Source organism: Labilibaculum manganireducens (genome assembly GCF_963665805.2).
GTDB lineage: Bacteria > Bacteroidota > Bacteroidia > Bacteroidales > Marinifilaceae > Labilibaculum > Labilibaculum manganireducens.
The window spans coordinates 1,164,086-1,189,270 of sequence record NZ_CAXXEE010000003.1 but is presented as its reverse complement, the minus strand read 5'-3'; the positions used below and the strand labels follow the sequence as shown (position 1 = coordinate 1,189,270).

The 25,185-nt window shown below is 39.6% G+C and carries 9 protein-coding genes; 1 reads left to right on the top strand and 8 read right to left on the bottom strand.

The genetic code is table 11. The features are described 5' to 3' along the window. Window positions 1-229 precede the first annotated feature (229 nt). A complete protein-coding gene (locus ACHZAX_RS04560; RefSeq protein WP_320018190.1) occupies window positions 230-2,617 on the bottom strand; it encodes a glycoside hydrolase family 2 protein in 2,388 nt (795 codons plus the stop codon). A gap of 457 nt (window positions 2,618-3,074) precedes the next feature. On the opposite strand from ACHZAX_RS04560, the gene ACHZAX_RS04555 reads away from it, so the two are divergent. After that, window positions 3,075-3,353: a family 20 glycosylhydrolase gene (locus ACHZAX_RS04555; protein ID WP_320018189.1), complete on the top strand. Its 279-nt coding sequence runs from the start codon at window positions 3,075-3,077 to the stop codon at window positions 3,351-3,353. Between the two features lie 365 nt (window positions 3,354-3,718). Here the strand turns inward: ACHZAX_RS04555 and ACHZAX_RS04550 are convergent, their stop codons facing one another. The 7 genes from ACHZAX_RS04550 to ACHZAX_RS04520 form a co-directional block, all read right to left on the bottom strand. Then, window positions 3,719-5,152 (bottom strand): OmpA family protein, encoded by a 1,434-nt coding sequence (locus tag ACHZAX_RS04550; protein WP_320018188.1) that lies wholly within the window; start codon window positions 5,150-5,152, stop codon window positions 3,719-3,721. Window positions 5,153-5,220: 68 nt separating this feature from the next. Next, the gene (locus ACHZAX_RS04545; RefSeq protein ID WP_320018187.1) at window positions 5,221-17,487 is read right to left on the bottom strand and encodes an MBG domain-containing protein; all 12,267 of its coding nucleotides are present in this window, start codon (window positions 17,485-17,487) and stop codon (window positions 5,221-5,223) included. 339 nt (window positions 17,488-17,826) lie between these two features. Further along, entirely contained in the window at window positions 17,827-18,732 is a 906-nt protein-coding gene (locus tag ACHZAX_RS04540) for a helix-turn-helix domain-containing protein (RefSeq protein WP_101309248.1), read from the bottom strand. A gap of 282 nt (window positions 18,733-19,014) precedes the next feature. Then, a complete protein-coding gene (locus ACHZAX_RS04535) occupies window positions 19,015-21,282 on the bottom strand; it encodes a S9 family peptidase (protein ID WP_320018186.1) in 2,268 nt (755 codons plus the stop codon). Window positions 21,283-21,367: 85 nt separating this feature from the next. Continuing rightward, a complete protein-coding gene (locus ACHZAX_RS04530) occupies window positions 21,368-22,192 on the bottom strand; it encodes a M90 metallopeptidase family protein (protein ID WP_320018185.1) in 825 nt (274 codons plus the stop codon). A 15-nt stretch (window positions 22,193-22,207) separates the two neighbouring features. Beyond that, window positions 22,208-23,404: a glycoside hydrolase family 27 protein gene (locus tag ACHZAX_RS04525; RefSeq protein WP_320018184.1), complete on the bottom strand. Its 1,197-nt coding sequence runs from the start codon at window positions 23,402-23,404 to the stop codon at window positions 22,208-22,210. A gap of 158 nt (window positions 23,405-23,562) precedes the next feature. Beyond that, window positions 23,563-25,179, bottom strand: coding sequence for a RagB/SusD family nutrient uptake outer membrane protein (locus ACHZAX_RS04520; RefSeq protein WP_320018183.1), 1,617 nt, complete (start codon window positions 25,177-25,179; stop codon window positions 23,563-23,565). Window positions 25,180-25,185: the final 6 nt, after the last annotated feature.

Below are 25,185 nucleotides of genomic sequence, written 5' to 3'. Positions count from 1 at the left end.
TGATCAGTAAACTTTGGCGTATTATTATTACTGAACCGTTCACAGTAATATTGCAATTCGTTGTAATAATCACAGATTATAAAATATATTCTTATTAATTTGTCGTATTTATCCTTGGGAATCATATCTACATATAGCGTGAGAGACTATTGCAAGGTGCTGATTTTTAGTTGCTTAAGTAACTTTTTTGTGATATCAGTTCAACTGTTGATTGCCATTAATAATACTACTATTCGATATGAACCTCTAAAGTACCTTCAAGTAAACCTTCCGACACAACTGTTAGTTTAATATCGCCTGATAAGTCTCCTGCCTTCAGCAAAACAGTTGCTATTCCGGCTTCGGCATCAACAGGATTTGCTCCAATAATCTCTGCTTCTCCATCAATCATAAATTGGATACTATTTTCAGCCAAAGGAAGTATGTTACCCTCTTTATCAACTACCGCAGCATATGCAAACACAAGATCGTTGCACCCACTTGCTAATTTTTTACCACTTTCATCAATCCATAATTTCAAAGCCACGGCTTCGCCCGGAGTTTTCTGAACTGCTTGGGATACTACTTTGCCATTCATATATCCTTTTGCCACCAGTTCACCTGACGTAAATGAGGTTAACTGAAATGAAAACGGAGGATGCGCTAAATGAGTACTGTTTTTATCCTGATCAGGCTTTTGTTTTCCTGCACTTTTGCCATTTACCAATAGCTCCACTTCCTCGCAATTGCTGTACACCTTCACATTTAAAAAGGATGGATCATTGTAATAATTGGCAATAGCCACCATTGGTTCGGCAAACTGTTTTAGTTTTGATTCTCCGATATTTGTCTGACTTTTGTAAAAATAATAGGCGAATTTAGGCAGACGGAAAATATCCATGATTCCAGAAGATTCCAGATCCGGCGCATAGCCACGGTTGTAATCGAACATCAGCCAGTTGGCATCACCTATCGCTTTTCCCTGAAGATTACTGTTGTGAGCCTCTTGATAATTCAAGGCTTGCTGCAACAATCGTTTCTGACCAGAACTTCTTAACTGTCTGGAGTTCCGCTCTTCATCAGACAAATCCTGAAAGGCTTTTTGATTGAACCCGGCATTTTGGGCATAGTATTCCCAATCGCCATATTCAGCAACAAAAAACGGTTTGTCTTTTTCATACTTATTCCAATAATATGGAGGCTTAGCATGTTGACGGGCGGGATTAAAAACATCGTATGCAAAATCTTTCCATCCACAGGTATAAACATCAGTTCCGGGATATTCTTCATGAACTGCTTCGTGCGACTTCTCCATAAAAGATTGATTCATTGCTGATTCATTCAAGGAAGATTCCCACATTATTACAGAAGGATGATTGCGATCAGCCCGAACCATTTTACGTACATCCTGAATTGCATTTTTCTGAAACTCCTCATCCCCAAAAAACTGCCAGCCAGGTATGGCATCCATAACCAATATTCCCAACTCATCGCAAGCATTTAAAAAGGACTGACTTTGAGGATAATGCGACAAACGCACAATATTGAAACCTGCCATTTTAATTTTCCAGGCATCTCTGTAATTGGCATTGTCTGAAATAGCATATCCCACATATGGATATTCCTGATGTCGGTTGGTTCCCCGCAAATTCAGCCTTTTTCCATTTATTGTAAACCCCTCTTTTGCTGTGATGCTAAATGTTCTGATTCCTATTTTTACATCTTTGGTCTCCAACTCCTCTCCCCTCAACAATACTTTAATTCTGAGAGTATAAAGAGACGGAGAACCAGGCGACCAAAGTTTTGGTTGTTTAACTTCTATATCCGTGTTTACTTTTGCTGTAGAATTGGCTTTTAGTGCTTGTTTTTGAGAAGAACTCCCAACTACTGCTTTAGTCTCATCAATTAATTCCAATTGAATTTCCACTTCTTTTTCAGTGGCTAAATCGTTTTTTACATCCACCTGAGCATGAACCTTAGCCGACTCTTCACTAACATTACTATAAGTTACAAATACACCTCCTGCAGCAATGTGATTCACCTCCATTTCGTTCGATATGTGCAAAGGATCTTTTACATCCAACCAAACATTGCGGTAAATTCCACTATAAGTATTGAAGTCAAGTACTTTTAATGATTTCCCCGGTGGAACGACAGGATTATCTTTATTATTCAGTTTTACAAGAAGACAATTATCTGCTCCAAATTCAACATCTTTTGTAATATCTACATAAAAAGGAAGGTAACCTCCCAGATTGGTATAAAGCAGTTTACCATTCATAAATACCTCTGCAACCTGCATAGCTCCTTCAAAATACAATCCCAAATGCTTCCCGGATAAATTCTTGGAAAGAGAAAAATATTTGCGGTAAAAACAAGTTCCCTGCCACTGATCGCCTTTAATCACCAAAGGTTCAATATTTGCAGTATGAGGCAATGAAACTTTCTCCCATGAAAAATCCTTGTCTTTACGATTCATCAATTCATCAACCGATTTGTTTACATCTTTAACAAACTCCCATTCCTTATTAAAAGAATTTCTTCCTTTCGCATACTCTAAATTATTTGTATTACTGCACGACAAAAGCCCCGCACAAAGAGCCAATACAAAAAACATTTTCAATTTAAATTTCATCATTACATTCTAGTCTTATCAAATATTGTTAGTTAGTTAGTTTATTAGTAATCCTGATTTATCCGTTGAAATGATCAGCTCAAAAATGAACCTTAGTTTCACGCATTTATACCGCAAACTAAATGCCATTACCAATCAACCAAAGACATCCTGAAATCACAGGCTTAAAAAGTGGTTCAAATGATCAAAAACAAGAAAGGTAACATTACCGAAATAATAAACAGTGTTGGATTCAACAGCCTCTCCAGTTTTTTTAAAAGCTTTAAAAGTATTTTTGACATTTCATCCAGCAAAGATCGGAAATTGGATTAAACCACACAAACGATCTTCCATTTACAACCTGTATTAAAAATAACAGACTGATCCCAGGGAAGTGACTTCCTTCCTGTTTTTTTTTAATAAACGTTCTAACTAAAGGTTTTAATAAAAGTCATTCTAAAGCCAGATAATTTTTAAAGTGGTGAAGAAATTATTCGAACATGTTCATTTGAATCATCCAGTTGCAAAAGAGTATGAAACAATTCCCTTGACTAAAGCCTATTCATTCGACCCAATCCCCGAAGGTCTGGATCCAAAATATGATTCCAAAATTCTGGGACTGGGATGTCAGATGTGGAGTGAATGGATTCCTACAGTTCAGAAAATAAATTTACAGATATTTCCAAGACTGGCTGCATATGCCGAAGTTAGCTGGACAATCAAAGAAGAAAAGGATTACTCTAAGTTTTTAGGTTCATAATCAAAATTAGAAAAAAGATGGGATCTACTTGAAATAAACTACCATAAGGATTAGTTAGCGGCATTTATGCAATGATCTAGATTGGGGAAAATGATTGATCGCAAATGATGAAGCACTATTGAATAAAAAACAAGAGTTTCCTTCGGGGAAATAACACTAAAATCAATAACTCCCGAAGATGTTAATTGTATTATTCTAATCTAGAAAGAGAGTTTCATTCATTTGAGACTCTCTTTTTTTGAGCATATTTTAAAATATTGAAAAAGGGACGAGAAGTATCCGTTTGGGATTCTTAACGTGCTCATTACGAAAACAAAAAAGAGAGGCATAATCCCTCTCTCTCCTGCTCATCCAACAAAACCTCATTATTTAGAGATAACCTTTATTTCCACTCTTCTATTTTTCGCTCTGTTTTCTTCGGATGTATTTTCAAAAAGTGGTTCATTTAAACCCCTACTTTCTATTTCCATTTGAAAAGGAGGAACACCCAACTCAATTAATTTAGACTTTACATATTCTGCTCTTTTTAAACCAACTATCATATTTGTTTCATAATCTGCAATATTACATGTGTGTCCAATTATTCGCAACTGTATTTCCTGATTTTCTTTCAAGAGATTACTCAATATCTTGAAATTACTATCTTGCTCTTTTATAAGTTCTATAGAATTAAAACTAAACTCCAGATTCATAGAGTCTGATATTTGTCTTACCTTTTCAATTGGTGTTTCTTCTTTATTAACTGAGGTTTTAATTTCTGATTTTACTGGTTCAATATCTAATTCTTCTTTTACCGAATCGGCGGGTAGCAACAAACCGGAATGTTCTGTTGCTTGTACCTCGTTCATTGATCCTGTTTTTGCTGCTTCAATACCTAATTCTTCTTTTACCGAACCTGCTGGGAGCAACGAACCAGAATGTTCTGCTGTTTGTGCCTCGTTTATTGATCCTTTTTTCCTGCTAATACTGCGCCTTACCTTATTTATTCGGAAACGGACTCCAACTTTAAGTCCAAATGACAACAGATCAACCTTAGAAACCTGATCTGATGCTAAGATTCCATTGTAGACTCCGTCTGGCTGATAAACTATTTTTTTCTCAGGGCTTATTAAATTAGTAAAACCATAGTTACAATAACATCCTGCATACACATCTATTTTCTCAGATACTTGATAAAACCCATCCAATTCTGCAATCGCAGAATAAGATGGATTTAAAGATATGTCGCCTTTGTATTTAGTTGTAACCGAGCCTAAACCATGTTGCGGCAAATCGTATAACTCTACATTCCACTGACTGTAATAGGCAGTGGTTACCATTTCACCTCCTGTTGTTTCATAAGCAGCCTGTGCAGGAATAGATATTTGAGCCCCTAACCCAGCTAAAATCCCAAACTTTTTCCCTAACATCTTTTGATACTGTATGGATAACGGAATGTCAACAAAATAAACATCTTGCTTTTCCTGCCAGTTATCAAACCTGTTACGAAACTCATACGAATCGCCATCAGAATCAATTTCGCTGGTACTCGACTGATAATTTAAGGTTGCCTCACTTCGACACTTCTGCATTCCAATACCTGTCTGCACTCCCCAATGTGAATTAAAAAAATAGCTGTAAGACAGATGGAAGCCATATCCAAACTGTCTTTTTACTTTCCCATTTTGAAGAGAATATTGCATACTATGCAGTCCACCACCCATATCAAGTGATAAAAACTGATCTGTTTTCTGGGCTTGAACAGATCCAAAAACAAAGAGGGAAAATCCTATTAGAACCTGTATTTTATATTTTTTCATTGATTGATTTCTTGAGTTTTCACGAATACTGTTGATTGTAATTTTTTTCTCATGATAAGATACACCTGCTATTTTTGAATAAGAATTTTAAATGAATACTTAGATCCCGTCTCAGTAGTGACATATCCAACATAAACTCCATTTTTCAATTGAAGCAGTAATACATTTTCTTTTATCACATCTTCAGTATAAAATACTTTTGCTCCAAACGAATTGAATATTGACAATTGACTTCCCAATAATTCCTCTTCGTCAAAACCATTCATACGAACAGTACATTTACTATTACTACTTACCGGATTAGGATAAACACTAATTGATTTATTTAATGGAATATTGAATTCCTTTGAGCAGGTTGTCAAATGCTGTCCGTCAATAGTTATTAAATCCAAAGAATACGAACCAATCAGACCATCAGGATCATTATAGAATTGATTAACAGCACCCGGAACCGCAACTCCATCTTTATACCACTGATAAGCTACAAATCGTTCACTGCTGTTGTCACACAGCACCACATCATCATACTTCGAAATAATATATTCTGCTGATACATTTACGATAAACTGAAATTTATAAGCCACAGACTCTATCCCAAAGTTATTTCTCAATTGCAGATTCCCTTCATACACACCATCCGGAACCCCAACAGGAACTGCAAATTGAAACACTCCTGAATTCGATATAATATCAGTATAATCTATATCATGAAATCCTGCAGCACTCGCTGATTCTTCGAATGTGATTCTATATTGACTTGGATTCCCGATTAAATCGGTGTATGCAAGTTCAACCTCAGTATCATCACAAAGACTCAATGGATTATCAACATCATTTACCAGATTTAAAGTGATTTCAGTTGATTCAGAATCATCAATTACTCCATCGCCATTAGTGTCTCCTGCAATCTCAGGATCTGTGATCACACCATCTCCGTCAGTGTCTCCTGCAATCTCAGGATCTGTGATAACACCATCTCCATCGGTGTCTCCTGCAATCTCAGGATCTGTGATAACACCATCTCCGTCAGTATCTCCTGCAATCTCAGGATCTGTGATAACACCATCTCCATCGGTGTCTCCTGCAAGTTCCGGATCAGTAATAACACCATCTCCGTCTGTGTCTCCGGCTATTTCCGGATCTGTGATAACACCATCTCCATCGGTGTCTCCGGCAAGTTCCGGATCTGTGATCACACCATCTCCGTCTGTGTCTCCGGCTATTTCCGGATCTGTGATAACACCATCGCCGTCTGTGTCTCCTGCTATTTCCGGATCAGTGATAACACCATCGCCATCGGTGTCTCCGGCTATTTCCGGATAAGTGATAACACCATCGCCGTCTGTGTCTCCCGCTATTTCCGGATCTGTGATAACACCATCGCCGTCTGTGTCTCCGGCTATTTCCGGATCTGTAATAACACCATCGCCGTCCGTGTCTCCGGCAAGTTCCGGATCAGTAATAACACCATCTCCGTCAGTGTCTCCTGCTATTTCCGGATCTGTGATAACACCATCTCCGTCAGTATCTCCTGCAATCTCCGGATCTGTGATAACACCATCTCCGTCAGTGTCTCCCGCTATTTCCGGATCAGTAATAACACCATCTCCGTCTGTGTCTCCGGCTATTTCCGGATCTGTGATAACACCATCTCCATCGGTGTCTCCGGCAAGTTCCGGATCTGTGATCACACCATCTCCGTCTGTGTCTCCGGCTATTTCCGGATCTGTGATAACACCATCGCCGTCTGTGTCTCCGGCAAGTTCCGGATCAGTAATAACACCATCTCCGTCTGTGTCTCCGGCTATTTCCGGATCTGTGATAACACCATCTCCGTCTGTGTCTCCGGCTATTTCCGGATCTGTGATAACACCATCGCCGTCTGTGTCTCCGGCAAGTTCCGGATCAGTAATAACACCATCTCCGTCTGTGTCTCCGGCTATTTCCGGATCAGTAATAACACCATCTCCATCAGTGTCTCCTGCTATTTCCGGATCTGTGATAACACCATCTCCATCGGTGTCTCCGGCAATATATTTATTAACTGTGAGTATTTGACTAACCTGAATTGCAGAATTGAAATTACTGTTACCTGCCTGATTCGCGTTAATCATACATGTACCTACTCCAATAATGTTTACAATTTCGCCATTAACTCCCGAACAAACAGCAACATTTTGATCTGAACTAGTAAAAACAACTGGGTTACCAGAAATACCTCCTGTTGCAAAAATTGTAAATGGTGCATCACCATAAACTTTTGTTCCCAAAGGATTGAAAATTATGATTTGAGATGCAATGGTAATGTCCAATGAACCATCAGTAAATGTAATGGCATAATTGGATGAAGTCAAACCTCCCGGAGTGATGACATAGCCGGTTCCAACATTCGTAGCAGTTGTTGCTGTTCCGCTATAAACAAGTGCTCCTCCCAAATCAGTTTCATCTTCGCCTGTTATAAATCCAGCGTAAGTAACAGTAAATCCACTATATACGGCTCCGTCGCACTCTTTGCTTTTGTCTTCCGCCGTAATGGTTAAGACTTTTTGAATGATGCTAAAGTCTTTACTCACAAATGTTAAATCGTAGTTCGATCCCGCACTCAGTGTTCCCTGTAAAATGGCGTAGGAACCTGCAGACTCTCCTGCTGCTCTTGATAGTGCTCCGCTATAGCTGTCGCCGCTTTCCAATCCCGGTGCTGCAATGTAGGTGTAAGTCGGATCGGATTCGCCGTAAACTTTCGTCTGACCTGCATCAACTGTTACCGTTATTGCTTTTTGGGTTATATCCAATGAACCATCAACAAATGTAATGGCATAATTGGATGAAGTCAAACCTCCCGGAGTAATGACATAGCCGGTTCCAACATTGGTTGCTGTGCTTGCTGTACCCGTGAATGCCAGTGTGCCTGATAAATCAGTTTCATCTTCGCCCGTTCTAAATCCAGCGTAAGTAACAGTAAATCCACTGTATACGGCTCCGTCGTACTCTTTGCTTTTGTCTTCCGCCGTAATGGTTAAGAGTTTTTGAGTGATGCTAAAGTCTTTACTCACAAAAGTTAAATTGTAGTTCGATCCTGCACTCAGTGTTCCCTGTAAAATGGCGTAGAAACCTACAGACTCTCCACTTGTTCTTGACAGTGCTCCGCTAAAGGTGTCACCGCTTTCCAATGCGGAAGATGCCGTGTAAGTAAATGTTGGATCTGCATCTCCGTAAACTTTCGTCTGACCTGCATCAACTGTTACCGTTATTGCTTTTTGGGTTATATCCAATGAACCATCAACAAATGTAATGGCATAATTGGATGAAGTCAATCCGCCCGGAGTAATGACATAGCCGGTTCCAACATTGGTTGCTGTTGTTGCTGTTGTTGCTGTTCCACTATAAACAAGTGTTCCTGATAAATCAGTTTCATCTTCGCCTGTTATAAATCCGGCGTAAGTAACAGTAAATCCACTGTATACGGCTCCGTCGTACTCTTTGCTTTTGTTTTGGGCTGTAATGGTCAAGGCTTTTTGAGTAATGTCCAATGAACCATCAACAAATGTAATGGCATAATTGGATGAAGTCAATCCGCCCGGAGTGATGACATAGTCGGTTCCAACATTGGTTGCTGTGCTTGCTGTTCCCGTGAATGCCAGTGTGCCTGATAAATCAGTTTCATCTTCGCCTGTTCTAAATCCAGCGTAAGTAACAGTAAATCCACTGTATACTGCTCCGTCGTACTCTTTGCTTTTGTTTTCGGCTGTAATGGTCAAGGCTTTTTGACTAATGTCCAATGAACCATCAACAAATGTAATGGCATAATTGGATGAAGTCAATCCGCCCGGAGTAATGACATAGCCGGTTCCAACATTGGTTGCTGTGCTTGCTGTACCCGTGAATGCCAGTGTGCCTGATAAATCAGTTTCATCTTCACCTGTTATAAATCCAGCGTAAGTAACAGTAAATCCACTGTATACGGCTCCGTCGTACTCTTTGCTTTTGTTTTGGGCTGTAATGGTCAAGGATTTTTTAGTAATGTCCAATGAACCATCAACAAATGTAATGGCATAATTGGATGAAGTCAATCCGCCCGGAGTGATGACATAGCCGGTTCCAACATTCGCAGCAGTTGTTGCTGTTCCGCTATAAACAAGTGCTCCTCCCAAATCAGTTTCATCTTCGCCTGTTATAAATCCAGCGTAAGTAACAGTAAATCCACTATATACGGCTCCGTCGTACTCTTTGCTTTTGTTTTCGGCTGTAATGGTCAAGGCTTTTTGACTAATGTCCAATGAACCATCAACAAATGTAATGGCATAATTGGATGAAGTCAAACCTCCCGGAGTAATGACATAGCCGGTTCCAACATTGGTTGCTGTTGTTGCTGTTCCACTATAAACAAGTGTTCCTGATAAATCAGTTTCATCTTCGCCTGTTATAAATCCGGCGTAAGTAACAGTAAATCCACTGTATACGGCTCCGTCATACTCTTTGCTTTTGTCTTCGGCTGTAATGGTCAAGGCTTTTTGAGTAATGTCCAATGAACCATCGGCAAATGTAATGGCATAATTGGATGAAGTCAATCCGCCCGGAGTGATGATATAGCCGGTTCCAACATTGGTTGCTGTTGTTGCTGTTCCACTATAAACAAGTGTTCCTGATAAATCAGTTTCATCTTCACCTGTTATAAATCCGGCGTAAGTAACAGTAAATCCACTGTATACGGCTCCGTCGTACTCTTTGCTTTTGTCTTCCGCCGTAATGGTCAAGGATTTTTTAGTGATGCTAAAGTCTTTACTCACAAATGTTAAATCGTAGTTCGATCCGGCACTCAGTGTTCCCTGTAAAATGGCATAGGAACCTGCAGACTCTCCACTTGTTCTTGACAGTGCTCCGCTAAAGGAGTCGCCGCTTTCCAATGCGGAAGATAACATGTAAGTATATGTCGGATCTGCATCTCCGTAAACTTTTGTCTGACCTGCATCAGCGGTTACCGTTATTGCTTTTTGGGTTATATCCAATGAACCATCAACAAATGTAATGGCATAATTGGATGAAGTCAAACCTCCCGGAGTAATGACATAGCCGGTTCCAACATTGGTTGCTGTTGTTGCTGTTCCACTATAAACAAGTGTTCCTGATAAATCAGTTTCATCTTCACCTGTTATAAATCCGGCGTAAGTAACAGTAAATCCACTGTATACGGCTCCGTCGTACTCTTTGCTTTTGTTTTCGGCTGTAATGGTCAAGGATTTTTGAGTAATGTCCAATGAACCATCAACAAATGTAATGGCATAATTGGATGAAGTCAATCCGCCCGGAGTGATGACATAGTCGGTTCCAACATTGGTTGCTGTGCTTGCTGTTCCCGTGAATGCCAGTGTGCCTGATAAATCAGTTTCATCTTCACCTGTTATAAATCCAGCATAAGTAACAGTAAATCCACTGTATACGGCTCCGTCGTACTCTTTGGTTTTGTTTTCGGCTGTAATGGTCAAGGATTTTTGAGTAATGTCCAATGAACCATCAACAAATGTAATGGCATAATTGGATGAAGTCAATCCGCCCGGAGTGATGACATAGCCGGTTCCAACATTCGTAGCAGTTGTTGCTGTTCCGCTATAAACAAGTGCTCCTCCCAAATCAGTTTCATCTTCGCCTGTTATAAATCCAGCGTAAGTAACAGTAAATCCACTATATACGGCTCCGTCGCACTCTTTGCTTTTGTCTTCCGCCGTAATGGTTAAGACTTTTTGAATGATGCTAAAGTCTTTACTCACAAATGTTAAATCGTAGTTCGATCCCGCACTCAGTGTTCCCTGTAAAATGGCGTAGGAACCTGCAGACTCTCCACTTGTTCTTGACAGTGCTCCGCTAAAGGAGTCGCCGCTTTCCAATGCGGAAGATAACATGTAAGTATATGTCGGATCTGCATCTCCGTAAACTTTTGTCTGACCTGCATCAGCGGTTACCGTTATTGCTTTTTGGGTTATATCCAATGAACCATCAACAAATGTAATGGCATAATTGGATGAAGTCAAACCTCCCGGAGTAATGACATAGCCGGTTCCAACATTGGTTGCTGTGCTTGCTGTTCCGCTATAAGCAAGTACTCCTCCCAGATCAGTTTCATCTTCACCTGTTATAAATCCGGCGTAAGTAACAGTAAATCCACTGTATACGGCTCCGTCGTACTCTTTGCTTTTGTTTTCGGCTGTAATGGTCAAGGATTTTTGAGTGATGTCCAATGAACCATCAACAAATGTAATGGCATAATTGGATGAAGTCAATCCGCCCGGAGTAATGACATAGCCGGTTCCAACATTGGTTGCTGTTGTTGCTGTTCCACTATAAACAAGTGTTCCTGATAAATCAGTTTCATCTTCACCTGTTATAAATCCGGCGTAAGTAACAGTAAATCCACTGTATACTGCTCCGTCGTACTCTTTGCTTTTGTTTTCGGCTGTAATGGTCAAGGATTTTTGAGTAATGTCCAATGAACCATCAACAAATGTAATGGCATAATTGGATGAAGTCAATCCGCCCGGAGTGATGACATAGTCGGTTCCAACATTGGTTGCTGTGCTTGCTGTTCCCGTGAATGCCAGTGTGCCTGATAAATCAGTTTCATCTTCACCTGTTATAAATCCAGCGTAAGTAACAGTAAATCCACTGTATACGGCTCCGTCGTACTCTTTGCTTTTGTTTTCGGCTGTAATGGTCAAGGCTTTTTGACTAATGTCCAATGAACCATCAACAAATGTAATGGCATAATTGGATGAAGTCAATCCGCCCGGAGTGATGACATAGCCGGTTCCAACATTGGTTGCTGTTGTTGCTGTTCCACTATAAACAAGTGCTCCTCCCAGATCAGTTTCATCTTCTCCACTTATAAATCCAGCGTAAGTAACAGTAAATCCACTGTATACTGCTCCGTCGTACTCTTTGCTTTTGCCTTCGGCTGTAATGGTCAAGGCTTTTTGAGTGATGCTAAAGTCTTTACTCACAAAAGTTAAATCGTAGTTCAATCCAGCACTCAGGCTTCCCTGAGAAATGGCATAGGTACCTACAGACTCTCCACTTGTTCTTGACAGTGCTCCGCTAAAGGAGTCACCGCTTTCCAATGCGGAAGATGCCGTGTAAGTAAATGTCGGATCTGAATCTCCGTAAACTTTTGTTTGTAATGCATCTGCAGTAACCGTAATGGATTTTTGAGTGATGCTAAAGTCTTTACTCACAAAAGTTAAATTGTAATTCGATCCTGCACTCAGTGTTCCCTGTAAAATGGCATAGGAACCTACAGACTCTCCACTTGTTCTTGACAGTGCTCCGCTAAAGGAATCGCCGCTTTCCAATGCGGAAGATGCCGTGTAAGTAAATGTCGGATCTGAATCTCCGTAAACTTTTGTTTGTAATGCATCTGCAGTAACCGTAATGGCTTTTTGAGTGATGCTAAAATCTTTACTCACAAAAGTTAAATCGTAGTTCGATCCGGCAGTCAGTGTTCCCTGTAAAATGGCGTAGGAACCTACAGATTCTCCACTTGTTCTTGAAAGTACCCCGCTAAATGAGTCACCGCTTTCCAATGTTGCTGACGTGGTGTAAGTGAAAGTCGGATCTGCACCTCCGTAAACTTTTGTCTGACCTGCATCAGCTGTAACCGTAATGGCTTTTTGAGTGATGTTTAATCCTTGCGAAACCTGGGTTGCCACATCATAAGTGTCGTCACCGGCTTGGTCAGCATAAATAGTGCATGAACCAACTCCAACAATATGAATCTTTCCGGCCACAATAGTAGCCACAGAAGTATTTGAACTACTATAAGAGACCGTTAAACCACTACTTGTCGCAGCTGAAGGATTAAAGTCACTGTCACCATACGCTTTATCTGAAAGAGAATTAAACGTAATGGTTTGAGTTTGTTTGGTTGTAAAACTTTGCACCCCACCATAGCTCGTTCCAGCACTATTAATTGCATACGCCTGAAAGTTGTAGGTGGTATTGGGAGCAAGTGAACCAATAGTTTCACTAAAAATTCCAGTCGCTGCCCCATTTGAATCTTGCGTTACATCTGCTCCTCCTATCTCGGGAGATGCGTTTATCGAAGAATAGACAACCCCGGTTTCGGTTACATCAGCACTACCTTTATCTGACATATCACCTCCCATAGTTACTGAGCTTGAAGTGATAGAAGAAACCGCAGATGTAGAAACTGTTGGTGCCACATCATCATCGGTCAGGGTGATTCCTACGGTTTGATCGGTCAGCGCATCGAAAGTGTCATCACTGGAAACATCCTTCACCGCAACAGTGATTGTTGCCATGTCATCTCTGTCGATATCATCATCCACACCTGTTACTATTACTGTCTGCGGCGTGTTCCAATTAGCCGATGTAAAGGTCAGAGTAGCCTTATCTACCGTGGTTTCTTCCGTTTTATCACTCGAAATATCAAAAACAACATCACTTGTTGGTTCTGCATTCAAAACTACGGTAAAGCTACCAGTTCCTGCATTTTCGGCAACTGTTAAAGCTGTTTCGCTAACTATAAAACCAGCTGTATCATCATCGGTCAGGGTGATTCCTACGGTTTGATCGGTCAGCGCATCGAAATGGTCATCGCTGGAAGCATCCTTCACGGCAACAGTGATTGTTGCCGTGTCATCTCTGTCGATATCGTCATCCAAACCAGTAACTGTCACCGTCTGCGGCGTGTCCCAATTAGCCGATGTAAAGATCAGTGTTACCATATCTACCGTGGCTTCTACCGTTTTATCGCTCGTAACATCAAAAACCACGTCGTTGGATGGCTGAACATCTAAAACAACTGTGAACGTACCTGTTCCTGCATTTTCATCAATTGTTAATGTTGTTTCGCTTACCGTAAAGCCTGGTGTTGTTGATGCAAAGGCTAAATATGCTCCATTATCAGGATTTATCGAAGCCCAATAATAGGTTCCATCATCAGCTAAATTAACAATATCGTCAGAACTGTTGAATGTTAAGTCATTAGATGCAACCAAAACAGGTATTCCTGAAGGGAACGTTATCGCTGTTTTTGGTATAGCAAAATATACATTACCCACTATACGGGTCTCATCTACTTTCCAGACACGGTCCGAACGGTTATTGGTGCCACCGTTAAAACTTGAAGTAAACGAATTATCGGTGCCGTTGTTGTGTCCCATCATTATAAAGTTCCCATCACCAAGCACCGTTCTGCTTCCATCAAAGTTTGACGAAGTAAAATCATTCGTTGTTGCCAGAATAGGGCTGTTACTGTTATTTACTGATTGTGATACCTTTTGATTTAATCCTGAAGCGTCATCCTGACCAATACCAAAAATGTCGGTTACATAGCCTGTATTATCGGAAGCTGACCAGATAACAGTACCATCAGAAGCCAGATAATCGGTAGCTGAAGTTTGATTCAGGGTAATACCATATTTAATTGCGAGGTATGAATCTATCTTTTGCTGGTCGCTAACGGAGATATTGGCACTGTATTCAACGACCTCCGCAATATTTCCTGTCCAGAATTCGGCGGTAACATCTGCAATATCAGCTCCAATACGCATTCGACTGTTCACCGTGTTCCAGGTTGGAGGTGCACCGTCGGTATCGGTTGTTAATGTTACCCCGTCAGCCTGAAGATATGTTGTTGATGAGCCGTCGAAACCTCCGCCAATAATGTGTGGTTTGTTCAATGTCCAAAAACTACTGCTGGTTATATCGTTTGTAGCCTCCCATGAACCATAAACAAGACTATTACTATTTACCGAACCCGCTATTACATGAGCTTGATTTTGGGTTGCTGTTCCATGGGCAAAAGGCACATGATTTCCTGTAAAAGCTGCTGTTTGACTTGCTACCACGCGCATCAACCGGGCATCAGAACCTGAAGGAAGTCCTGTTAAACTCGCACCATCCATGGCAGTGGTACCATTAAAATATACCTGCGGATTAAAATTTAAAGAATTTTCCAGATATATTGGTTTTTCTGGATTTACCTGAGTAACATTGTTCCCATAAGGGCCCTGGTCACTCCATTGTTCTATTGTATTGTTATTTGCAGCTTCAGTGGCGCCCAAATCAGAAAAAACCTGATCGTTCGCCTTTATCCAAAGCGAAATGCCATTTGTTACTCCGCCCGGCGCCTTTTGTATCTTAGCTAAGGTAAGGTAATCGCCGTTGCTTAAGGACACATTTGTAATTTCACCATCGGCGTTCAAGGCGCCTACGGTGGTTACACCCGAAAAGAAATCTCCGTTAGTAGTAGCAATCAAAGACCAATCATTATCATAGCCATCAAATTTAAGATTTACGTTCTGAGAGAAGTTGGTGGTGGCATCTACCTTCCATTCTCTTCCTATCCGGACGTTAAAGCCTGAGGCAGCATCCAGTTCGGTGGACTGAGCCGTCAAAGTAGCTCCGTTGTTGGCTACAGTTATAAACTGCAGATCATTCGTATGCTCAGTAGTTCGGCTAGCATCGTTGCTGGCCGAAGTAAAATCGGCATCCAGTGACAGGGTCAAAATACTTCCGGCGTTAACCGATTTGGAAATTTTTTGGTTCAGGCCGCTGGCATCATCGTGGCCAATACCAAAAATGTCCTTGTTATAGCCGTCACTATCGTCGGTCCACATACTCGTAATGCCATCTGAGGCTATGTAATTCCCGGTCAACGATATGCCATATTTAAGAGCAAGATACGACTCAACTTTCTGTCGATCCAAATCGGACAATTTTTTACGAAACATGATTACTTCGCCAATATTTCCTTTTAAATGATTGTCGCCATCCTGGGCTTCTGCTCCATCAGCGTCAAGACCGATCATCAGCGCTCCATTGGCGGCCAATTGTGATCGACCTCCCACGTTTAACACTGTAGCTGCATCCACATAAATTTGGGCAGACGAAGCATTGCTCGTAAATCCAACAAGATGAGGGATATCATCAGTCAAAACAGGAGTGGTAAGATTTCCCAGTGACGAATTATTTACTGTGATGTTGAACTGGCTGCCAGTAGTGCTACCGTCTATAAAAAAAGCGAGATCGTTAGAACCATTGTTGTCATAGTGCCAAACGGTATGAGAGTACACACCTGAAGCCACCTGCTGTACTGAAAAAACCGACATTTCTGAAAAATCAAAATCGGCTGCATTAACAGCGGACGCCAATCCTGTGCCCACTCCGTCGAAAGCAATGGTTGAGTTGAAATTATTCGAATTCTCAGCTAAAGTTGGAGCTACAGTACCAATGCTTGGGGATTGTATTAAACTAACGTTCAACGCCATTTTATTTTGCGACTGGTCTATCCATTCGGCATTAGTCGAACTGGTATAAGTAAACCCTTTTTCGGCATTAAGCCAAAGCTCAAGGTTATCGACAATACCACCGGGGGCTTTCGGAAGAACCATATCCAAATTGGTAGTTATTGCCAGGTTGATATCAGGATCTGTGGGTGTTCCTCCATACTCAACAATATAGCTTAAGCCAGTGGTATTAGCTCCGTCTCCCCATGTTCCCGCTGTGCGGCTTGCCTTGTACATCAGAAGACAATCCTCACCACCATCGTTATTGGGTTCTCCCGGATACCAGTTTGTATAACCGGTACTTACGTTAGTTCCTTTGTCATAAAACTTTGTTCCGGATTCTGTTCCGCCGGTCCATAACCAGCTACCTTCTGTAGTTGCATCACTACCACCAAGCCACACAGCTCCAATATTCGAAGGTATTTTATTTTTGATAAATGTATTTTCTTCAGCAGATGTAATAGCAGTCAAATACCCTTGCAAGCCATAATATGTTTTTGCACTGGCTTCTGACGAAGAAGTATTGAAACCCTTAGCTGTTAATACAACCTGATAAAAGTGCCCATTCCCCAAACCTCCATCTTGTGAGAAATAGTCGCTATTGGCCAATGAAATGGTCATTGTGCGCTGGTCATAGCTCGCAGAACCGGCGGCAGCATCATTTGAATAGGTAATGCTGCGTACAGCGGCCTGGTAATTAGTGGGTGAGGCATCTCCACTTAATTTAAGGATTCCGGTATTTTTATCAAAACTTCCGGTTATTCCGCTTTGATTAATAAATGAAAGATTATCCTGGTCGCTGTGATGGCCGGTAGAATTAAAAGATATGGTTAATCCTTTAATATTATCACCTTCAGCATCGGTAATGGTAAAGTTTGGGAATACAGTTACCGGAGTATTTGTTTCGGTATAATACTTTGGAGAAGTATCATTTCCATTCATTACTGGTGGATTATCGACTGCATATAACGGGTTTAGCCCCATCAATAAAAATAAAAAACAGATTTTCAAAAGTGAGAAATAGTTAGGCTTCATTATATTGGGTTTTTAATTATGAAATCAATGGTTAAGGTTGTAGATATTATCTTCTATTCGATTGTTGCCTGTTTGGATGAAAGTGAATAAGACACTTACAGATACTGACAAACAATCTCCGAATTAGAACCTATAGACACCGTATTAAAATCAACTTTCTATGTTCAAATATACAAGTTGGCCAGAGGTTACAACAACATAAATCACTGTATTGACAACACAAATCACCGATTTCGCAACACAAAACCACTATTTTGGGAGAATTGGAAAAACAAAAGAGGCTGTTATGCTCGGTTTGCACAACAGCCTCTTTTGTTTTTAAAGATCAACTATGTTATTTTATGTCAATTTTCGGTACTCCTGAGGTGTAAGACCTGTTTTTGTTTTAAATAAGCGACCAAAATAATGCGGATATTTAAATCCCAATGAATATGCAATTTCGGAAACAGAGTCCTGAGTAAATAAAAGGCGTGATTTTGCTTTGTCAATTAGAACACTATCAATATGATCTTTGGCACTTCTGCCGGTTTCTTTTCTCAATAAGTCACTAAGGTAATTTTGCGAGAGATTTACTTTTTCCGCTATGTATGAAACTTTAGGCAACCCATACTTCTCAAGCAACTCTGGTTGCATATATTCTTTTAGTACATTTTCAACTTTCACCAGGATATCTTTATTCTGGATTGCTCTGGATTCAAACTGTCTTTCATAAAATCTCAGGCAATAATTTAAGAGCAACTCCAAACATGAAACGATAACTCGTTGACTATGGTTATCAGTACTCAAGCTGCATTCTCTTATTATTTTTTGAATACAGTCATTTAATGTTTCCTTTTCATTATCTGATAAATGCAATGCCTCATGAGTATCGTAATTAAAGAATGAATAATTGTCAATGTTATCACCCAAAGAAGTTCCTCTAATCAGATCCGGATGAAAGAACAACATCCAGCCATGTTCCTGATCAAAATCAGTGGTCGATTTTGCTGCAATAACTTGTTGCGGAGCTGTAAATGCCAATACTCCTTTATCAAAATCGTAATCATTTTTCCCATAATGAGAAGCACAATCGGCATTTTTTAACCCGATATAATAAAAATCAGCACTAACTTTAACACCGACTAACTCTTCTGTTATTTTCAATTTCGACACATCAATCACACTGATTAAAGGATGCTGGGGAGGGGCAACCGCTAACATACTATGCAGTTGCGAAATAGAATTTACTTTGATGATTGTTTCCATTTATAAAAGATTTTTATTACAGAATTTAAACAAAAATGTGTAATTTTTTTTAAACATTTCGTGTAAAAAACAGTATTTTTTTATTTATGCTAAGTCACTTTTTTCCCGTCAAACTACAAAAAACATAAAAAAATAAGCGACTATTCCCGGTCATATTGTTAGCAACAATGAAATTAAGTTCAACCTTATTCAGCGCCTATTATTTCAAATAAAACGCCCACTTCTTTCCATTAAAGCAGTGGGCGTCAATTACCTATGATATATATACTAAATAATTACAATTTATTTTTTTATCTCGTAACAATCAGGAGCTTCTTTGTGCCACAAATTCTTCACAAAATAATCCCAGCGTTTCCTGATGAAATATTTATTGTAATAAAGACTGCTGTGATCGCATTCCGGTACCAACAGCAATTCAAAATCTTTATTGGCTTTTATTAAGGCATCTGCCATTCGCATGGATGAAGCCGCATTTACATTGTTGTCCATGTTACCATGCGCCAGCATCAATTTCCCTTGCAGTTTATCAGCTAAAGACAAATTGGATTGCTCGTCGTAATGTTTCCCTGCCGGAAAACCCATGTACAATTCGGGCCACCATGCTTTGGCAATTCTGTGATCGTGATTCCCGGCAGAAGAAACGCCAACCTTGTAAAAATCAGGATGAGTTAACAGTGCATGTGCCGCATCGTATCCTCCGGCCGAATGACCATAAATTCCAACATTTTCGATATCGATATATGGATATTTAACCGCCATTTCCCTGATGGCTTTGATATGATCGGGAGCACCTATATCGCCAAGGTTTTTATAAGAGAAATCATGAAATTTTTTGGACCGGTAAGCAGAGCCCAATCCATCGACCGTAATCACCACAAAACCGATTTGTGCCAATGACACATCCATACTGTACAAGGCCGAAGTAAATGATTTAGGTGTTCGAATTGTTTGCGGACCAGAATAAGTTCCATCTATTATCGGATACCTTTTTGTAGAATCCATCTTAAAAGGACGATAAATCACTCCATAGATATCTGTTTTGTTATCTCTCGCTTTTACTTTGTACATCTCCGGAGCTTTCCATCCCATTGCAACAAGGTCCTCAATATCAAGCTGTGCAATATCCAAAATCTTATTTCCATTTTTCGCATCTCGAATTAAAAAATGGTTTGGCAAATCAACCCGCGAATAATCATCGAATACATATTTACCATTCGGACTTATTGAACAGGTATGAGTTGCATTTTCAGGGCTCAGCAATTTCAATCCTGAGCCATCAATGTTGATTGAATACAAATACGTGTAATATGGATCGCCTTTTTCGATACCACAGGCAGTGAAATATATTTTCCCCTTTTTATCATCCACTTTACAGATTTCGCGGACCACATATTCACCCTTGGTGATTTTATTTATTTGCTTACCGGTTTCATAATCGTACAAATACAATTGATTCCATCCTTCTTTCTCCGATGACCAAATAATTTTGTTACTGGTTTTATTTATCCGGTACAAAAGCATATTTACATCCACATAGGTGTCAGCGGTTTCGGAAATTACGGTTCTGGTTTTCCCTGTCTCAACATTTACATCAATTAATTCCCTTGTTTGATAACCTCTTTGGTAGCGAATGATATAAGCATGTGTATCAGATTTCCATTCAAAACCACCTTCTAAAAAGCTTGCATATTCAGGAAGGTCGCATTCTATTTGTTTACCCGATTCGATATTAAAAATAACATACGAAGTTTTAGCAAGACATGTATCACCCGCAAGTGCACGTTCATAAGAGTATACTTCGGCCCGCAATCCTTTTTCAGGAGCACTGTGATACATATATAAATTTTGAGCTTCTTTACGGTTAAATTTGCTGCAAATAAGATATTTTGAGTCAGGAGACCAATACGCACTTATTCCGTATTCTACATCTTGCTTTTTGCTTTCATTTCGCACAAATTCCCACGGAATGGAATTGCCATAACTAAGTGTTTCACACCCATCTTTACTCAACTGCACTTCGTTACTCCCATCTTTATCTTTCAGATAGATATTATAATCCTTTATAAATGCAATTTGTTTGTTGTTTGGAGCAGGCACCTCAGTTATATTTCTTTTTTCGGGATTAACTGCCAATTTTAATTGATAGTTTTTTAAATTGATTTTAAAACAAGAAGTGTCTACAGTAAACTTTAATGTATCTCTACCCTTTAAACTAAGTCCGGTTAATTTTAAATCATACGCTTTGTATTCTTTATGCAAAAAACCGGAAATTTTTTCTGCCAGTTTCTCATGATCAAACAAAGGTGTTTTTTGTTTCTTTTTTAAGTCTGCCAAAAAATACTCATTCCCTTTTCTTGTTTTGGTTGAATACCATAATGAATCTCCCTTACCAATCCAGTTGGGTTGAATTCCTGCATTATAAATTTTAGCCCGGGAATTATAGTAAAGCCACTTTTCAGCTTCCTGATAGTCTTTCAACTCTCCCTGTGCAAATATATTTCCTGCGCAAAGCAGTAAAAATATAATGATCGTTATTTTCTGAACTTTCATTTGTTTTTAATTAATAGTATGATGTACATTATTAAATTATTAAAGGCTTTCACACTCCTAATTCAGCAACCAATTTTTTCTTTTCCTATTCCCGATATAAATTGGCTGTAGAATGACGGGATGGACTTTTTTCGAATTCAGGAAAATACCGCGCAACAATTTCATACAAATCCGGATCGTATTTCTTCATATCTTCCCGGGTATTCACCCAATTGTGTTTTCCATCAGGAACCTTAACTTCGGCATTCACATTAAACCAGTTCTGAACTCCTTCGGCCCAGTATTCATATATATTAGTAGCGGCATACATTTTTTTGTATTTCCCTTTAGCAATGGCGTTATCCAATTTTTCCTGCAGTAAATTGTTGAATGTAGAATCGATTGGTGCAATTCCAATCAAATGAATTGCATGTGCAAATTCATGAACCAAAATATCTTCAGCATGATATTTATCAATCTGATAAGCAAGCAGATTCTCTTCAGCACAAGATGTTAACGGCAGTTCCATATCACCGCCAAGTCCCCGGGCTCTCAAATCCCAGTTCAATGTAGTGTCCTGAGCCAAATGAGCATGTTCCGGAATATCTGTTGTCCCTTCGTAGCGAGCCATAATTGCAAGCCGGGCATTTTCTTTAACCATCTGATTCAAAACTTCACCCGGCAAACTTTTAGTCATAAAATCGACAATATTACAAGCTACATAAAAAGCGGAATCAGGAACCTTATTGGAGCTCATAATATGAATTCCATTCACGTTAACATACTTTTTATAGAATGAATCGAATTTAAAACCGGAAGGCGGAGATGTAATAGTAAATATTTTTTGCCCTGACTGATCCGTTTTTTCATTCTTTGCAGATGCCATGTACAAAGGCATCAAAACCGCGATAAGAATAAGAATTTTTTTCATTTATAATGTTTTTTATTATTTATTTAACTTCATCAAGCGAACCAACAAGCTTCCATGAGGAGGAATTTCTTTAACAAGATTTTCATTGGTTTTCCCAATAATTTTATGTTCCCACAAATCTTTTACTTTATATACATTTCGATGGATACTAACATCTGTGGCAAAATACATCGTCTGTTTTTTCCAGTCGTAATCCAGTTTCCAGACTTCATCAGTACGGTTTAAAAAGCAAACAGCCACTTCTCCGTCAGCAAGAGGTTTTGCCCAGATTTCATATTCGCCCATGTCCATAAATTTTCTGGCCTGGTGCCCATCTGAATCCTGATCAATTGCTATTACCTCCTCATTCATAAGAATTTCAGCTGTTCCCTTATCCAAATTTCGCAGGTCGTTTCCTGCCATCAATGGTGCGGCCAACATGGCCCACATCGAAAAGTGTGTTTTATTTTCATCCGGTGTCATGCCTCCATTTCCCACTTCCAGCATATCAGGATCATTCCAATGTCCGGGACCTGCAAATTCATATAAATCAGCTTGTTTATCAATGATGTCGAGAATTCCAAGCCCGCCCCAATCAAAAGTACATTGGTAACAATCCCGAATATCGGCCGTTGTTCTCCACAAATGTCCGATTCCTTTCCCCCACTTCCAAGGCTCACTTTCGCCCCATTCGCAAATAGAAAATACAATTGGTCTTCCGCATGCCTTTAAAGCATCACTCATTGTTTTGTAGGCGGCTTCGGCTTTTTGTCCCTCATCGAAACACCAGTCGTATTTCAAATAATCTACGCCCCACGATGCATAAGTACGCGCATCCTGAAACTGATATCCACGACTGCCCGGACGAGACTGACAGGTCATTGATCCGGCGCAGGAGTAAATGCCAAATTTTAAATCTTTGCTATGCACATAATCAACAAGTACTTTCATTCCTGACGGAAACCGTTCCGGATCGGCAATAATATTTCCAAGACTGTCGCGACCAACCTGCCAGCAATCATCAATCACCAAATATTCGTAACCAGCCTCCCGCATTCCTCTTTCGGCCATTGCATCAGCCATTTCCATAATCAGACTTTCGCTTACATTACAGCCAAATTTATTCCAGCTGTTCCATCCCATTGGAGGCGTAAGTGCTAACTCCTCAAATTTTTGACTGTATCCTTGAAATACCTGAAAAACAATCAAAATTAAAAAATACTTTCTTATCATTTTCAATATTTTTTCAGTTCGATGAAATTATTTATTTACAGATGAATCCCCTAAGTAAAAAAGATTATAAACCAACTTACAAGAAAATCGCAAAAACATTCTATGTTCAAAAGAACCTTAAAATGATTTTGCGATATGTTATTCTATTCTAAAGGTCATTAACCTCCGGTATACCCAGGGTTTTGAACCAAATTTGAATTGGTATTCAGTTCTTCCAGTCCAATTGGAAAAAGGATCGTATGCGCCCCTTGAGGTTCATGATTGTACCAGCTTTTTGTTTGGTATACACCAAATCGAATCATGTCTGTTCTACGTCTGAATTCAGCAGCAAACTCCCAACCCAATTCATCTAAAAACCTACCATACAATACAGCAGACTGATCTCCGGGAGAATCGATTGTTCCATCTTCGGCCAATGTTCCATATTGAATGGTTGTATTTCCCAACAATTCAGCTCCGGTTACCTTTGCATCGTTAATATCGTCAAAATCACGTGTTCTCACCTCACTAACCAAAACTGCTGCCTCATCACTTTTTCCTGTACGAAGCAGGCATTCAGCCTTCATGAGTAATACATCTGCATATCTAAAATAAGGCAAATCATTACTCATGTTACTTTTACATCCAGCTTCAATTTCATATTTACAAACACGATAACCTTCCTCAAATTCGCAATCATAAATACTAGGCATTTTGTTGACTAAAGTCATTACAACACTCCCATTAGTCGCATTAAGCTGATCACCATGTAACCATGTCGCATCAAATCGCTTATCCTGAGGGTTATAACTATTAATAAACTGAGGATTTGCACTTGAACCACCCCATGGTTGCGCTGTCATATTAAAAACATCACGATGTGCAGGCAGTAGCTGTTTCATGTGCGCATTCCAGCCAGTTCCATTTTTATTGTCATAAGGAACAGCAAAAACTATTTCATCAGAATCTTCGTTATCAACTTTAAAAATATCTTTATAATTTGATTCAAGATCATATTTCTCACAAGCAATCACTTTGTTACAAGCAAGAATACATTTCTCCCACTCTGCAGTGCCACTATACACTTCTGCATTTATATACATCCTGGCCAATAGCTGATAAGCAGCCCATTTTGTGATACGCCCGTATGTCGTTTGATCTACAACTTCGGTTAAATTCTCAATAACATCAGTATCAGTTAACTCATCAATGATAAATTTATAAATATCTGCCCTTGAAGATTGTTTAGGCAATTCATCATTATAAGCAATAACAAGAGGAACATTTCCGTGAGTATCACAAAGAATTGAATACCACAATGCACGCAATGCACGCAACTCTGCTAATACTTTTACTGATTGTTCTTCTTCAATTGGAAGTGATCCACTTTGAATTTGAGACATCACCCGATTTACATTATTTATCGCCTCATAACAGGTCAGCCAGGTGTTTCGGCATTGCCATTGTTCGTTATCCCATGTATGAAAGTGCATTCGTTTATAAGTTCCCCCATCATCCCATCCATTTGGTCTTGTTGGAGTAATAATAATATCACCAGGTTCCTCCTGAATATCAAATAAGCCCTGCCACCCCATAATGTAACGAAGCGGGGTATAACCAGAAGCGATTAATGCTGTTACATCAGCTTCGGTTGCCGTAAAAGTTTCTTCCAATACTTCAGAATAAACTTCCTCATCCAATTTAACACAGCCTCCAAACAAAATTGCAAGCAATAAAATAAAACCAGTAAATGCCGGTTTTACATATATACGTTCTTTTTTATATATTAATTTCATGATTCC

Coding starts and splice junctions, on each gene's coding strand:
- ACHZAX_RS04560 (WP_320018190.1), bottom strand. CDS start 2,617: ATGATGAAATTTAAATTGAAAATGTTTTTTGTATTGGCTCTTTGTGCG.
- ACHZAX_RS04550 (WP_320018188.1), bottom strand. CDS start 5,152: ATGAAAAAATATAAAATACAGGTTCTAATAGGATTTTCCCTCTTTGTT.
- ACHZAX_RS04545 (WP_320018187.1), bottom strand. CDS start 17,487: ATGAAGCCTAACTATTTCTCACTTTTGAAAATCTGTTTTTTATTTTTA.
- ACHZAX_RS04540 (WP_101309248.1), bottom strand. CDS start 18,732: ATGGAAACAATCATCAAAGTAAATTCTATTTCGCAACTGCATAGTATG.
- ACHZAX_RS04535 (WP_320018186.1), bottom strand. CDS start 21,282: ATGAAAGTTCAGAAAATAACGATCATTATATTTTTACTGCTTTGCGCA.
- ACHZAX_RS04530 (WP_320018185.1), bottom strand. CDS start 22,192: ATGAAAAAAATTCTTATTCTTATCGCGGTTTTGATGCCTTTGTACATG.
- ACHZAX_RS04525 (WP_320018184.1), bottom strand. CDS start 23,404: ATGATAAGAAAGTATTTTTTAATTTTGATTGTTTTTCAGGTATTTCAA.
- ACHZAX_RS04520 (WP_320018183.1), bottom strand. CDS start 25,179: ATGAAATTAATATATAAAAAAGAACGTATATATGTAAAACCGGCATTT.